Source organism: Achromobacter sp. UMC46 (assembly GCF_014170335.1).
Lineage (GTDB): Bacteria > Pseudomonadota > Gammaproteobacteria > Burkholderiales > Burkholderiaceae_B > Achromobacter.
On the sequence record NZ_LZZS01000004.1, the window covers coordinates 55,992 to 69,770 of the forward strand.

13 protein-coding genes are annotated in these 13,779 nt (G+C 65.2%); 6 read left to right on the forward strand and 7 right to left on the reverse strand.

Translation table 11 applies throughout. From position 1 onward, the window contains the following. Nucleotides 1–15: 15 nt before the first annotated feature. On the reverse strand, nucleotides 16–606 hold the full coding sequence (locus tag A9973_RS03305) for a TetR/AcrR family transcriptional regulator (RefSeq protein WP_183012351.1): 591 nt from the start codon (nucleotides 604–606) through the stop codon (nucleotides 16–18). Nucleotides 607–955: 349 nt separating this feature from the next. On the opposite strand from A9973_RS03305, the gene A9973_RS03310 reads away from it, so the two are divergent. Both A9973_RS03310 and A9973_RS03315 read left to right on the forward strand, forming a co-directional pair. Continuing rightward, nucleotides 956–1,108 carry a hypothetical protein gene (locus tag A9973_RS03310; protein ID WP_183012352.1) on the forward strand — a complete coding sequence of 51 codons (153 nt, stop codon included), beginning with the start codon at nucleotides 956–958 and terminating at the stop codon, nucleotides 1,106–1,108. 358 nt (nucleotides 1,109–1,466) lie between these two features. Beyond that, nucleotides 1,467–2,099, forward strand: a complete 633-nt coding sequence (locus A9973_RS03315) for a fused MFS/spermidine synthase (protein ID WP_255468999.1) — start codon at nucleotides 1,467–1,469, stop codon at nucleotides 2,097–2,099. 19 nt (nucleotides 2,100–2,118) lie between these two features. Here A9973_RS03315 and A9973_RS03320 read toward each other — a convergent pair whose 3' ends face one another. The 6 genes from A9973_RS03320 to A9973_RS03345 form a co-directional block, all read right to left on the reverse strand. Next, entirely contained in the window at nucleotides 2,119–3,150 is a 1,032-nt protein-coding gene (locus A9973_RS03320) for a porin (RefSeq protein WP_183012354.1), read from the reverse strand. Nucleotides 3,151–3,320: 170 nt separating this feature from the next. Beyond that, on the reverse strand, nucleotides 3,321–5,042 hold the full coding sequence (locus A9973_RS03325; protein WP_255469000.1) for a diguanylate cyclase: 1,722 nt from the start codon (nucleotides 5,040–5,042) through the stop codon (nucleotides 3,321–3,323). Between the two features lie 219 nt (nucleotides 5,043–5,261). Continuing rightward, nucleotides 5,262–6,812: a diguanylate cyclase domain-containing protein gene (locus tag A9973_RS03330; protein ID WP_183012356.1), complete on the reverse strand. Its 1,551-nt coding sequence runs from the start codon at nucleotides 6,810–6,812 to the stop codon at nucleotides 5,262–5,264. A 179-nt stretch (nucleotides 6,813–6,991) separates the two neighbouring features. Continuing rightward, nucleotides 6,992–8,071 (reverse strand): site-specific integrase, encoded by a 1,080-nt coding sequence (locus tag A9973_RS03335; RefSeq protein ID WP_183012357.1) that lies wholly within the window; start codon nucleotides 8,069–8,071, stop codon nucleotides 6,992–6,994. A gap of 39 nt (nucleotides 8,072–8,110) precedes the next feature. Next, nucleotides 8,111–8,551: a MerR family transcriptional regulator gene (locus tag A9973_RS03340; protein ID WP_183012358.1), complete on the reverse strand. Its 441-nt coding sequence runs from the start codon at nucleotides 8,549–8,551 to the stop codon at nucleotides 8,111–8,113. Between the two features lie 94 nt (nucleotides 8,552–8,645). After that, the gene (locus A9973_RS03345; RefSeq protein ID WP_183012359.1) at nucleotides 8,646–9,548 is read right to left on the reverse strand and encodes a LysR family transcriptional regulator; all 903 of its coding nucleotides are present in this window, start codon (nucleotides 9,546–9,548) and stop codon (nucleotides 8,646–8,648) included. 218 nt (nucleotides 9,549–9,766) lie between these two features. Between A9973_RS03345 and A9973_RS03350 the strand changes: the two genes are divergently transcribed. The 4 genes from A9973_RS03350 to A9973_RS03365 are packed head-to-tail and all read left to right on the forward strand — an operon-like array spanning nucleotide 9,767 to nucleotide 13,579. Next, nucleotides 9,767–10,636, forward strand: a complete 870-nt coding sequence (locus tag A9973_RS03350) for an alpha/beta hydrolase (protein WP_220805371.1) — start codon at nucleotides 9,767–9,769, stop codon at nucleotides 10,634–10,636. Nucleotides 10,637–10,654: 18 nt separating this feature from the next. Further along, nucleotides 10,655–11,989 (forward strand): MFS transporter, encoded by a 1,335-nt coding sequence (locus A9973_RS03355; protein WP_183012361.1) that lies wholly within the window; start codon nucleotides 10,655–10,657, stop codon nucleotides 11,987–11,989. A gap of 22 nt (nucleotides 11,990–12,011) precedes the next feature. Then, complete coding sequence (locus tag A9973_RS03360) at nucleotides 12,012–12,752, forward strand: SDR family NAD(P)-dependent oxidoreductase (protein ID WP_255469001.1); 741 nt, start codon at nucleotides 12,012–12,014, stop codon at nucleotides 12,750–12,752. Between the two features lie 14 nt (nucleotides 12,753–12,766). Then, nucleotides 12,767–13,579 (forward strand): SDR family NAD(P)-dependent oxidoreductase, encoded by an 813-nt coding sequence (locus tag A9973_RS03365; protein WP_183012362.1) that lies wholly within the window; start codon nucleotides 12,767–12,769, stop codon nucleotides 13,577–13,579. Nucleotides 13,580–13,779 lie beyond the last annotated feature (200 nt).

Consider the following 13,779-nt stretch of genomic DNA (forward strand, 5'->3'; position numbering starts at 1 on the left):
TGGGGGGAATGCGGTTCAGGCGCCAGCGGGCAGCAGCGCGGCCGCGGCGCGTTCGGCACTGTCGGCAATGGACAGGTCGCCCGTCACCAACGCGACGGCGATGGCGCCATCGATCAGCACCAATAGTTGGCGCGCCGTTTCATCGGGGTCCGGCAAGCCTGCGGCTTGGGTCAGCGTCAGCACATGGGCCAATAGGCGGGCCTTGTGCAGCCGGGACACCTCGCGGATCGGATTGGCCGGGTCGCCGATTTCACCGGCGGCGTTGATGAACGCGCAGCCGCGGAACCCGTCCGACGCAAACCACTCCCGCAAAGCGTCGAAGATGGACAGCAAGCGCGCGCGCGGCGTCGCCGCTTGCGTAGTGGCGGCGACGAACCACTGCATCCAGCGCTCATCGCGTGCCTGTAAGGCCGCGGCCACCAATGCTTCCTTGGTGGGGTAGTGCTTGTACAGGCTTTTGCGCGCCACGCCGGAGGTCTTGACGATCAGGTCCATGCCGGTGGCGTTGATGCCGCCTTGATAGATGAGGTGCTCGGTGGTTCGGAGCAGGCGTTCCTGAGTGTCCTCGAAGGCGTCGGGCGAGCGGCGGATTGTGGCGGATGTCATGGATGCGCTATTGGAGAATGGTCGTTCTTCGTTGTGTCGGATGAATGGTAGAACGATCATTCTCGCGCGTCAATTGATTTGTTGGAAGCGGGATCAGACAGGGCGACCTAGCATGATTTGCTTGCTTTTTCTGTCAAAATTATGCTAATATCTTTTAATTCGCAGAAAAAACAACAACACGGACGCGGCAGTAGAGACTGCCTAGGCCAAAAGCGAAATACGCGAAACACGGCGCTGCCTTTTCCGAATGCCTCCCCCGCGTCCCCACACGGCATTCCTGGCACGCTCGAATCCGGCAGGTACTTTGCTTACGCGGGGGAGGCCATGCGCCTCGCACAGGAGAACGCTCATGTCGCATCAACTGATTGGTAAGAAGTGGCGCTTCGAGATTCCGCCCTTGAACTGGAAGGCCCCCGAAGCGACCCTTGATTCCGAGGCCGACGCAGCACCCGCAGAAGCGGAAGCCTCGAAAGACGGCGATAAGCCGCGACTAACCGCCTGATCCCTTCTTTTGACTTTCGCGGTCCAGCCCGCATTCCCGGGCTGATTCAATTCTGATCGATCGGTGTTGAGCGGCGCGCCCTGTGCGCGCCGTTCGAACTTATTGGTTTTCCTTTCGACCGTTCCCGTCCCCGCGCTTTCCGCCTTCCGCTTGCACGCCGCGTGCCAGCGGCGTTTCGCCTGCGCGCGCGGCGTGCAGACGCATCGATGGGCGCGGCGGCCGGCCGCCCCTTAATTGCCCTAAGCGAGTATTCGAAATGCCTGAAAGCACATCGAGCAATCAACAGGTTAGGCCTTTCATCTATGCCACGACGACGTCGCGGTCCCTGATGTTCTCCCATGCCGAAATACAGAGCCGCATGTGGACGCGGGACCCGTCCGCGCTCAACCTGGAATACACGCGCATCATGATGGCGTTCCTGCTGTTCAACCCCCAGCCCCGGCGGATTGCGATGGTTGGCCTGGGGGGAGGGTCGCTGGCCAAGTTCTGCTATCAGCACTTGCCGGCTACCCGGATTGACGTATTCGAGATCAATCCGCATGTCATCGCATTGCGGGACGCCTTTCTGGTGCCGCGCGACGATCACCGGTTCGCGGTCCTGCAAGGCGACGGCGCGGCCCTGATCCGCCAATACCGGAACGAGTACGACGCCGTGCTGGTCGACGGCTACGACATCAATGGCTTGCCGCCGCAATTGACGACGGACGCGTTTTACGACGCCTGCTTCGACGCGCTGGCGCCCGATGGCATGATGGTCTGCAACTTCCACGCATCGCACCCCAAGTACGGCAGCTATCTGGGCCACATCAAACAGCGCTTTGCCGGGTCGGTGATGGAGATCAACGACCTTGCTCGTGCGCACAGTATCGTGTTCGCTTGCCGCGGGGATGTGTTGAAAGACCGCACCAGCCTGCCGACGCGCAGGCCGGATGCGATGAGTACCGAAATGTGGTTACGGCTGGCGCCGACATTCTGGCCGATGCTGGTGTAGTAACGAGAGGCGGTGGCGCCTAGAAGTGGTGCCGCAACCCCACTACGGTTTGCAGCATGTGCGACTGGCGCCGGTCCACGCGGTCCAGCAGGGCGTACAGGTTGGTGCGCTTGGACAGGTCATGCTGATAACCCAAGCCCCAACCCTTGATGTGCGACGCGGTGGCGCGCTGGTAAGCCGCCAGCACGGTGCCGCGGCCGCTGACCGGAAAGCTGGCGCCGCCCACGAACGAGTTGATTCGCCGGTAGCCGGCTGACGGGCCCGTGTTGGGATTACGCAAGTTGCCATAGCCGGCGTGCAGCCGCATCCAGTCGAAGTCGTAAGCGCCGCCCAACTGGACGTTCGAGGCGCGCTTCACGCCCCGGACGACGGCGTTGGGATTCAGCCGTTCATAGGTAAGGGCCGTGGAGAAAGGCCCGTTCCGGTAGCGCAACCCGGCGGTCCAGACGCGGTCGTGGTCGGCGGTTGCGAACCGGCCTTCGTCGTGGGACGAAAAGCTGTAGCCCAATGCGGCCTGCCAGCCGCTCCAGACCGGCGTGCGGTAGGTCACCGCATTGTTGATGCGCCCGCCGATGCCGAAGTCGCCGTCATTGAAGCCGGACGTCACGGACGCGGCCGCACCGGCCCAGCTGGTGCCGAATGGTGAAGCGATTCCGCCCCAGCTGTCGCTCAAGACCAGTTGGCGGCCGGCGCGCAGTTCGCCGAATCCGCCCGCCAGCCCCAGGTAAGCCCACCGGCCGAACAAGCGGCCTTGCCCTTGCGTGCCGTTCGATGCCTGGAAGCCGTTTTCCAGCCGGAACACGACGCGGTATCCGTCGCCCAGGTCTTCGACGCCGCGCAATCCCCAGCGCGACCCGGATTGTGTGCCGTTCCTCATGCCGATCCGCGACGAGGCGCCGCCCGCATCCTGGCGCTCACGCTCATAACTCAATCCCAGGTCAATCAAGCCATATAGCGTGACGCTTGTGGTGGACGCCTGCGCGGCGCCACCCGTGGACAGGGCCGCCAACACGGCGACCAATGTACTGCGCGTTGTTCTTGCTGCGATCATGAAACCCCCTTGAATGACCGGTATGCCGCGATGGGCACAAGGATCCTCGGCAGCCGCGTGACAAGCGGGCCGCGAGGTGAAGGGAGTCTAGGTGGCGGGGCAGTGGGGGTTGCCGGGAATCGGACCGTTTGACGGCCTGGCTGATATTGCTGGCAGCGCAGGCAAGCCCGTCAGCCCAGCATGCGTTGCAGCACCTGATTGCGGCCGTTCAGTTTTGCCTGATACAGCAGTTCGTCGGCAACATGGAACAGCTTGCGGGCATCCGCGGCGTGCTCCCATCGGGCGCAGGCCACCCCGAAGCTGGCCGTCAGCGAGAATATGGCGCCATCTTCGGCCGTGACCGGTTCGGCCGACATGGCCGAGCGCATGCGCTCGGCCATCTCGACGGCTTCGTCGGCGTTGCCGGTATGGCAGAGCACGGCGAATTCCTCGCCGCCCACCCGTGCCACGGTGTCGGACTGGCGCCAGATCTTGCGGCAGAGCTCGGCCACCGATTTCAAAGCGATATCGCCGCTGGCGTGTCCGTAGGTGTCGTTGACGTTCTTGAAATTGTCGATATCGAACAGGATGAAAGCCAGTACCGGACCTTGCTCCTGCCATTGCGCTCGGGTGACTTCAAAGCGCGTCTCGAAGGCGCGCCGGTTCAACAGGCCGGTCAGGTAGTCGGTTTCGGCCAGGTTCGCCAGGTCGACGATCAGCCTGTCGCGCTCGGCTTCCAATCTTGTCTTGACGGCGGAATTCTCTTTCAGGACCCGCAATGCGCTGAAGACCTCGTCGACTTCGCCTTGGTGCTTGCCCTCGGGGATGCGCGGCGGCGGCGTGCCGTTGGCGATGGCGGTGATGATGCGGGAAGCCAGGCCGAAAGGCCCGATCACCCGGCGCCGGAATTGCACCAGCGCCAGGCCCAGCGCCGCCACCAGCAAGGCCGTGGCGGCCAACGTCACCAGCATCAAGCGCAAGGCGCCCGCGCGGTAGCCGTCGATGCTCTGGCCGATCGCATCGAGCAGGACGTCGCGGAACTGGATGATGGAACCCATCATCGGCACGTAGATCGCAGCGAGTTGCCCGGTGCTGGTCGTGACGCCCGCGCCGGGTAGCGTGGCATCCTGGCGCACGTGCTCCAGGTATTCCAGGCCGTCGCCGAAGTAGCGCCGCTGCAATTGCGCGAAGCTTTGCGACCGCATCAGCTCGGGGCGGGTCGCAAGGCGCGAATCGATCAGGCTGCGCAGCTCGTCGATGCGACCCCGCACGCGTTCGATGCGGAAATGCTCGACCTGCGTCAAGGGCCGGTGCCCGGCAAGCGCGGGCGTGTAGATCGATCCCAGCAAGCCGGCCTGTTCCCGCAGTTCGCTGGCCAGCAGCGCCAGGGACAGCATGCCGGGCGTGTCCACTTCGTTCAGCATCGCCACGCCGACGTCGCGGCCCATGCTGGCTTGCCATTGCGGGATGACCGCGACCATGGCGCTGACGACTTCCCAGACGGCGTCGCCGGTCAGCGGTTCACGCGGTGTGGCGATCAGCAGATCGGCATTGCGCCGGGCCAGCTCCAACGCCTCGCGGATGCGCTGGATGTCAGCGCGCGCACCGATTTGCCCGAAACGCGGCGACGGCGTGGCGTACAGCGCCAGCAACTGGTCGATTTGCGCGTCGGTCCTGGCGCGCGCGGCGCGCAGGGCGGCCAGATTGGATTCCGGGACGGGCAGGTCGGCGCCCAGCGCCGCGTTCATGGGGCCGCGTTCGGCCGACGCGAGTTCCATGACGCTGACCGTGGCGCGAATGACGGCGAACGCGTCGCGTGCCTGCGATGCGGATGAATAGGTCTTCCAGCTCTGGAACAGCAGAATGCCGGCCAGGACCGAGACCAGCAACAACACGCCCACTGCCAGTAGCAAAAAATACCGTTCCAGGGACTTTGGAGCGAACGCGCGGCGCGACATGCTGAAGGACCAGGGAAAACATAAAGCCGTAGCAGCGCAGGATACTGTAATTGCCCCTGCGCGGGGGCTGGCTTTGGCCTGGTCGAACATAAACCTTGCGACGCAAGAAATAGTATTTCATGCAAATACAAAGCATTGCACGACAAACGCAAGAATTGGCGAACTGCGTGCGGGTCACGCGGCGTGGGTGACGACGCGGTTGCGCCCCTGTTGCTTGGCGGCGTACAGCGCCTTATCAGCGGCCTGGAAAACCTGCCCGATGTCCGAGCCGCAGGACGGCCAATGCGCCACACCGGCCGACACCGTAATGCCGCTCACGCCATGCAAGGACCGATCGGCCAAGCGCCCGCGCAGGCGCTCGGCGACTTGGCTGGCCTCTTTGGCCCCCACGTTGGGCAGCAAGATCAGGAATTCCTCTCCACCGTTGCGGCACAGGATGTCCGAGGGCCGCGAACAGTCCCGCATCAATTGCGCCATGCCGCGGATGACCTCGTCGCCTGCGGTGTGGCCGTAGGTGTCGTTCACTTGCTTGAAGTGGTCGAGATCCAGCGCCACGACCGCGAACGGCGTGCAGGATGCCTGCAGGTCCTCGACGGCATCCTGGGTGCCGCGCCGATTGCGCAAGCCCGTCAGCGGGTCGGTGATGCTGGCCAGGTTCAGCTTGCCGATCTTCTCCTGCAGCGCGGTGAAGCTCCAGATCACCGCGCGCTTCAGGCGTTCGGCCTCGAAGTACCACGCCTTGACCGATTTCACACGTTGCATCGCCACCGCCAGGTCCTGGTGCTCGACATTGGCGGCTAGTTGCGACAAGGGCAGCGAGATCAGGCGCGCGCACCACCAGATGGCCAACAAAAACACCAGCGCCAGGGGCGCGGCGTAGCCGATCAGCGTCCAGATCAAGGCGTTGATCGGTTTGAGCGTGACCTCGGCCGGCCGCTGCGCGATGATGCCCCAGCCGCTGATCGGCACGGCCGCGTAGCCCGCAAGCATGTCCACGCCTTGGGTGTTGACGACGCGCTGCGCGCCCGCATGGCCTGTGGTCACGGCTGCCACCACCGGATTGCGCATGACGTTTTCGCCCACCCGGTCGGTCTCCATGTGATAGATCAGCTGGCCGTCGCTATCCACCACGAACAGATACGAGCCGTCCTGATAGTGGTGTTTGCCCAGCAGCTCCTGCAAGGCGCTTTCATTGCGCAGATAGATCGTGCCGGCGATGTAGCCCCTATAGCGGCCGTCGTTGGAATAGATCGGGTGCGACAGGTTGATGAGCATGTTGCCAGCAATCGACACATAGGGCTTGCTGATTACCGGTTGGCGAGCCTGCAACGCGGCGCGGCTGCCCGGGCTGTCCACCCGCGTGCCCAGGAAATTCCGGAAATTCTGCGTGGTGGCCAGGATGACGCCGTCGGCGCTGACGATGCCCACGGAGTTGAAGCTGTCGGTCTGCTCTTGCACGCGCGCGACTTCGGCGGCAAGAACGTCGGGCGCATCGATTTGCGCGGCCATGTGCCGGGCACTGTAAGCCAACTGCTGCTGCGCGCCCTTCAGGAAGTTGCCGGTGCTTTCGGCCAGCTTGGCCGCGTACACGCGGTTCGATTCCAGCGTGTTGGTGATGAGCAGGTCACGCTGCACGCGATAGCTGGCATAGAGCGCGTTGGCCGTCGCGGCGACGGCGCTTAGTACGGTAAGCGCAAGCACAAGCCCGCGTAGATTGATTCGCATGGTCGGGGCGGGCTGGGGGGGCCAGGGCAGGCGCGGCGCCAGGCCGCGGGTGATAGGAGGGGCGTCATGCCGGCGGGCAGGGCCACGTTCAAGAACCGCTGATTGCAAACGATTGTAAACAAAACAAAGATTCTTTCGGTCCTGTCTACGCCAACAGTTACGGCAGCGCCTGAGCCGATCTATAGGCCGTCTGCGTCGGGCTCGTCCAGCAGCCGCGCCGCGGGGGACCGGGCGGCGGCGCCGGCACGGAAATAGCCCATCACGGTCGCCACGCTGGCGTGCCCGGTCATGGCCATCGTGTCGCCCAGCGGCACATTGCGCCGGCCGGCCTCGGTCACGAAGCCCGAGCGCAGGCTGTGCGCCGAGAAGTCGCCTTCCAGGCCCGCCAGCCGGCAGCGTTCCTGCACGATGTCCCGCACTGCGGCGGCCGCCAGGGGTTCGCCGACAACATCGCCTCGGCGCACGCGGCGAAAGATCGGCCCTTGGCGGATGCCGCTTGCGGCCAGCCAGGCGTTCAGGGCCTGGGCGGCGGAACCGGAGATGGGCTTCTGGTCGTCCGCACGCTGCGCGCCTGATTGATTGGTCTTGGAATGCGCCAGCGTGTAGAGGAATCCTTCTCCCGTGCGCACCGTGTTTTCAACCGTCGCCCGCACGACTTCCGAACGGCGGCGGCCGCCACTTGCCCACGCGAACAGCAGCAGGGCGCGGTCGCGCACGCCGCGCAGCGTGTCGTCGCACGTGGCCAGCATCGCCTGCAGGGGCTCGCGGGTCAGCGCTTCTTTCTTGGCGGGCGCCACGCCTCGCCGGGCGTAGGCGCGGCGGGTCTTGGCCAACAGCTCGCGGACCGGAGCCGCGCGGCAAGGGTTGGGGTGGCCCAACAGTTCATGCGCCTTGGACAGCACGGACAGGCGCTGGAGCAGCGTGTTCAGGCTGGGTGCGCCCAGCTTGCCTTTGGCTTTCAGGCGCACCAGTTCCAAGTCCAGCGCCAACGGCAGTTCCCATTTCAGGCCGTGATCGGTCGACCGCTGGGCGTGGTCCACTACGAACTGGATGACGGCAGCTTCGGGCAGGGGCAGCGCGAAAGGCTGCCCGTAACGCAGTTCGAACCAGGCCGTCCAGTACCGGATGGCCGCGCGGTAGCTGGCGGCGGTGTTGGCCGAACTGCCTTCCCGCATGAGGTTGCGGACTGCGGCATCGGCCTGACTGTCCAGCGCATGCGGGTCCAGCAAAGGCAGCGAGGCAAGCAGGGTCAGCTGCATCGGGGGAGGGGTCTGGAACGTGTCATCGGCCCCACCATTTTAGGGCATGGGGCCGGCACTTGGGCGTTGCTGCGCGGCCTGCATCAATGCCTCCAGGATCGGGCAGGAGGGTTGCGGCCCGTCGGGATACGCGTCCGCCAGGCGCTGCAGGACCTGCTGCGGCGCCTGGCCGCCCCGCCACAACGACAGCAGTTGGGCGGTCTCGTTCATGCCGAATCCCAGGACGTGCGTCCGCCTGATGAAGCGCAACACGGAGATATCGTCGTGCGTATAGCGTCGTTCGGATGCGCGGGCGCGTGTGGCGTGCTTGGCGCGTTCGGCGCCGACGAGCAAGCCTCGCGCTTCGCAATGGCGCACCAGACGTTCCGACACGTCGGCGCGCGCAGTGACCTCTTCGATTCCCCATCGAGGCTCGTTTCCGGCGGCCGGCGGCCGGGGCGTGGTCGAATGCGCGGGCGGGGTGTGGTTGCGATCGTTCATGTGAGCTCCTGTCCGTTGAAACCAGCTTGGAGCTTCCAGCCTTCCATGCGGTCAAGGTCAAGCGCCCTCTGCCTTTCCTGTCGAGTGTCGCCGCTCAGGCCGCCACGCCATGGCGTTCAGCGATGCGCAGCAACAACGCGTCCAGTTCCTGAAGAATCTGCCGATTGTCGTCCGCCCGGCGCACCACCGCCGAGGGCATGGCGGGCAGGTCGATTTCGACGAACGCGATCTCGGGCGTGGCGTAATAGCTGGCCGCGCGCTTGGTCAGCATGAGCAAGCCCTGCCGCGTATTCACCGCCGCGATCCCTTCCCGAATGGTGCGGACCACGGGTCCGTCGCCGATCGGGCGGCCTTTCGGGGTGTGCCGCGGGAAGTGATAGTCCTGCCATTCCTGATTGACCGACCCCGGCACCATGCGCACCAGGCGTTCGTCGGCCAACACCTCCGGATCCAGCAGCGCCGCCGTGGCAAACGGATGATCGTGCGCGACGCAAAGCATGCGCTGGTCCCGCAGGACGATCGGGCCGTGGCTGAGGCCGTCCGCGCCCAGGGGCAGCCGGCAGAAGGCGGCGTCGACGGAGCCATCCGCCACCGCGGCATAGTGGGTGACGTAGGTCAGCTCAATGAACTCCAGCTCCACGTAGGGGTGGGCGGCCTTGAATTCGGATACGAGCGGGCGGTATAGCTCGTAGAAACCGCCGCCCAGAAAACCGATGCGCAAATGGCGCGGCTTGCCGGCCGCCTGGCGCTTGCAATCGTCCAGGGCGCCTTTGATCATGATGACGGCCGGCCCGGCGCCCAGTTTCAAGGTTTCTCCCAGCGGGGTCAGCGCGACGCGACGGCTGCTGCGCTCGAACAGCGGGCCGCCGAGCGTCCTTTCAAGCGCCTTGACGGCTTCCGACACAGACGATTGGCCCATGTGCAGCGCTTCGGCGGCGCGTCCGAAGTGCAGCGTCTCGGCGACGGTCAGAAAACATTCCAGTTGGCGTAGATCCATGCTCGCGGTCGTCGAAGGCAGGGCGGAGCGTCGCCCAGATTGATCGGAAACACCGATTGATTGGGCGAATAATACCGCTTGTTCCCCCTTCCGGCGATGGGCAGAATTTCCTCCGCCTGCCAACAAACAGGCAAATCAATCATGACGGAGGGACAGAAGTGGAAGAGATAAAACAGAAGCGCGCGGCAATCAAAGAATCGGCAGAGCCGATTGAATTCCTGGTGGATGGCGACCGTATCCGCGGCACCTTGTATCTGCCGGCGAAGGCCGAAGGGCCGGTGGGCGCCGTTGCCCTGGCGCACGGCTGGTCCATGGTGGCGGGCGGAGACCTCGAGGACTACGCCGCCGCCGTCGTCAACGAAGGGCTGGCCGCCATGACGTTCGATTTCCGTAACCTGGGGCGCAGCGACGGATTGCCCCGCCAGGAGATTGATCCGCAGCGGCAGATCCAGGATTTCAGGTCGGCCATCTCCTACCTGCGCCAGCGGCCGGAGGTGGATAGAGAACGCATCGGCATCTGGGGCAGCAGCTACAGCGGCGGACACGCGCTGACGGTTGCCGCGATCGACCGGCGGGTCAAGTGCGTCGTGAGCCAGGTTCCGACGACCAGTGGCTTTTCGGCCGCGCAACGGCGCGTGCGATATGACAAGGCGCAAGCCCTGCAGGCCGCGTTCGAGGCCGACCGCGAGGCCCGCGACGCGGGGCTGCCGCCCGCGACTTTGCGCATGGTCGATGCGGATCCGGACGCGCCGGTGGCTTACCCCGGACCGGATTCGTACGAATACATGAGCGGCGAGGCCGAGCGCTGCCCGTCGTGGGTCAACGAAGTGACCCTGAGGTCGTTGGAACTGGCCCGCGCTTATGAGCCGGGCATGTATGTCCGCCGCATCGCGCCCACGCCATTGCTGATGATCGTGGCGACGGGCGACGGATTGACGCCTGCCGATCTGCAGCAGGACGCCTTCAATGCCGCGCATCAGCCCAAGCAATTGCTGCTGCTGCCCGGCGGCCACTACTCCGTCTACACGGAACACTTTGAACGTACCAGCCGCGAAGCGGCCGCTTGGTTTGCCCATCACCTGCGCTGACGCGCCAACGGAAAAAAAATGACAACGACAATCATGGAGACACAGGACCGCCGGCGGCGGCTTGCATCGCTACGCGCCGCCGCCGTGGGCAATGCGCTGGAATGGTTCGACTGGACGCTGTATGGCACGTTCTCGGCCTATCTGGCGATGAACCTGTTCGACCCTGCCGACCGCACGTCGGCGCTGTTGGCCACGCTGGCCGTGTTTGCGGGCGGCTTTCTTGCCCGGCCCGTCGGCGGCTGGCTGTTCGGCCGCATTGGCGACCGTTATGGCCGCAAGTTCACGCTCGTCCTCACGATGTGCCTGCTGGCGCTGACCAGCCTGGCCATCGCCGTGCTGCCGACTTACGAACAGGCGGGCGTGCTTGCGTCGATCCTGCTGTTCGCCTGCCGCCTGATGCAGGGGCTGGCGCATGGCGGGGAGTCGGGCGTGGCCTATACCTATGTCGCCGAAATCGCGCCGCCCGCCCGCCGCGGCCTGTGGTCCAGCTCGGTGTTCGTCAGCGTGACCATCGGCGTCATGGCGGCCACCGCGCTTGCGGCGCTGTTGACGTCCTGGCTGGGCAAGCCGGCGATGGAGGCGTGGGGATGGCGGGTGGGGTTTGCAGTGGGGGCGCTGTTGGGCGTCTACGCGCTGTTCCTGCGCCGCAGCGCCAGCGAAAGCGAGGTGTTCGAGCATCAGGCGGAGCAGGGCGGGCGCCAGAAAGTGTCAAAAGGCCAAGCGCTGCGCATCGCACGCAACATCGTGATGATCGCGGCGGCGTCCAACGCCACGTACTACACCTGGGTCACGTTCGCGCCCGCCACGGCCATCGCCACGAAAGGCATGGACCCGGCAGGCGCCTATACCGCCAGCCTGATTGCGCAATTGATCTGCCTGCTGTGGCTGCCGGTCTGCGGCTGGCTGGCCGACCGCTATGGACGCAAGCCCATGGTCATGGCCTTTGGCCTGGCGGTGGCGCTGGTGGTCTTCCCGGTGTCGCACCTGGTCACCGACCAGCCGTGGACGCTGTTCGTCGCCCAGTTGATCGGGCTGCTGGTATGGGCGTTGCTCGCGGCCATTTTTCCGGCCGTGCTGGCGGAACAGGTTCCCACCGGCGCGCGGGCGATGGGCGTGGGGTTCATCTCTTCGCTGTCGGTCGCGATATTCGGCGGGACCGCGCCCTACATCAATGCCTGGCTGGGCGCCCAGGGGCTGGAGTGGGTCTACACGGCCTACGTGGGCGCGCTGGGATTGATGGCGTTCGCGGGCGGCCTGTTGATCAAGGAGACGGCGGGGATGGACCTGAACGACATCCGCGTGCCTGGGCAGGCATCCGGCGGCGCAACGGGCAAGCGCGCGGCCTTCAACTGATTTTCAAACTTTTCACTACGGTATGAGCAACATGATTTATGCGGATCTTGCAGGGAAAGTCGCGGTCGTCACGGGCGCGGGCGGCGGCATCGGACGCGCGGTGGCGGCGGCGCTTCGGGCCCAGGGAGCAATCGTAGTCGCTACGGATCGGGACGCCGGCGCGATGTCCGGGGTGGACGCGGATTGCCGCGAGCTCGACGTCACCCAGGCGAAGGCGGCGCGAGCGCTGGCTGCCGCCGTGGCGTCGCAATATGGCGCGGTGGACATCTGGATCAACAATGCCGGCTTCATGGCGCGGGCGCCCGCCCTGGATATCGACGAAGCGGCGTGGCAGCGCACGATGGACATCAACCTGAAGGGAACCTTCTTCGGCGCCCAGGCCGCCGCACGGCACATGATCGCGCAAGGCGGCGGCGTCATCATCAACCTGTCCAGCTATGCGGGCGTGAAGCCGCGGCCGAACTGCGCCGATTACGCGGCGGCGAAAGCGGGTGTCGCGCACCTGACCCAATGCCTGGCCCTTGAATGGAGCCCCAAGGGCGTTCGCGTCAACGCCATCGCGCCTGGATTCATCGAAACGCCGATGAGCAGCTGGATGCATGGTGACGCCGGCACCTACGCGGAATATGTAGAGCGCCTGCCCGCGCGGCGCATGGGGCAGCCCGCCGAAATCGCCGACGCGGCGTTGTATCTGGCGTCGCAGGCGTCGTCCTACGTCACGGGTCACGTGCTGCTGGTGGACGGCGGCGTGTCCAAGACATGAGGAGCGAACCTGGAATGGACCAATACTGGAAGGGCAAGGCTGCCGTCGTCACGGGCGCGGCGCGCGGACAGGGCGCTGCCGAGGTGCTGCGGCTGCTGCGGGCGGGCGCGGTCGTCCATGCGCTGGATGTGTTGCCCGACGATGACGAAAGCTGGGCGGCGCTGAGGGCTGCCGCCGGCGAGGATGCGGACCGGTTGCGGGTGCGGATCGCAGATGTCAGCAGCGAATCGGATTGGCTTGCCCTGGCGCAAGACCTCTCTCAAGGCGAGGCGCCCTTGTTCGGGCTGGTGAACAACGCCGGCGTGACCCTGCGCAAGACCGTGACCGAAACCACGTATCGCGAATGGCGCCGCCTGCTGGACATCAATCTGGACGGGCCTTTCCTGGCTATCCGTACGCTTGCCGGACTGATGCCAGCCGGCGCCGCGATCGTCAACACCTCGTCCACCGCCGGGCTGACCGGCTATTTCAGCGCCGCGTACACGGCCAGCAAATGGGCGTTGCGCGGTTTGACTCGGGCGGCATCGATGGAGTTGGCAGGGCGGGGCATCCGGGTGAACACGGTCTGCCCGGGCCTGGTTGAAACGCCGATGATCATGCAGCCCAACGCCGTCCACGACGCCGGCCGCGCTCGGCTGTTCTACGAAGGCAATCGCGATGCCACGCCGCTTTCGCGCGGCGCCGACGCCGACGAGATCGCCGCTGCCGTGATGTTCCTGTTGGGGCCCGAGGCCTCGTTCATTACCGGTGCGGACTTGCCGGTGGATGGGGGCATGACCGGTGGCGGTATCTATTGGCGCATCGGTAAGGCTACCGGGAACCTGTAAACGCGTGCCCGCATGGCCCCGCGCCCCTTGATCAAGGGCGCGGGGCTTTTTTAACATTGAAATTCTCTTTCGTGGGCACCTGGCGGGCGGCTTCCGTCGTCCATTAACTAAACAATACATATGCTGTATGATATATAACACAAACAACATTTAAGTCTCGATAAGGTTCCATTATCGTGACTAGTTATTCTTCACGGCGC

Excerpts from the sequence above, each read along its gene's own strand:
- A9973_RS03305 (WP_183012351.1), bottom strand. The coding sequence starts at position 606 with ATGACATCCGCCACAATCCGCCGCTCGCCCGACGCCTTCGAGGACACT.
- A9973_RS03310 (WP_183012352.1), top strand. The coding sequence starts at position 956 with ATGTCGCATCAACTGATTGGTAAGAAGTGGCGCTTCGAGATTCCGCCC.
- A9973_RS03315 (WP_255468999.1), top strand. The coding sequence starts at position 1,467 with ATGTGGACGCGGGACCCGTCCGCGCTCAACCTGGAATACACGCGCATC.
- A9973_RS03320 (WP_183012354.1), bottom strand. The coding sequence starts at position 3,150 with ATGATCGCAGCAAGAACAACGCGCAGTACATTGGTCGCCGTGTTGGCG.
- A9973_RS03330 (WP_183012356.1), bottom strand. The coding sequence starts at position 6,812 with ATGCGAATCAATCTACGCGGGCTTGTGCTTGCGCTTACCGTACTAAGC.
- A9973_RS03335 (WP_183012357.1), bottom strand. The coding sequence starts at position 8,071 with ATGCAGCTGACCCTGCTTGCCTCGCTGCCTTTGCTGGACCCGCATGCG.
- A9973_RS03340 (WP_183012358.1), bottom strand. The coding sequence starts at position 8,551 with ATGAACGATCGCAACCACACCCCGCCCGCGCATTCGACCACGCCCCGG.
- A9973_RS03345 (WP_183012359.1), bottom strand. The coding sequence starts at position 9,548 with ATGGATCTACGCCAACTGGAATGTTTTCTGACCGTCGCCGAGACGCTG.
- A9973_RS03355 (WP_183012361.1), top strand. The coding sequence starts at position 10,655 with ATGACAACGACAATCATGGAGACACAGGACCGCCGGCGGCGGCTTGCA.
- A9973_RS03360 (WP_255469001.1), top strand. The coding sequence starts at position 12,012 with ATGAGCAACATGATTTATGCGGATCTTGCAGGGAAAGTCGCGGTCGTC.
- A9973_RS03365 (WP_183012362.1), top strand. The coding sequence starts at position 12,767 with ATGGACCAATACTGGAAGGGCAAGGCTGCCGTCGTCACGGGCGCGGCG.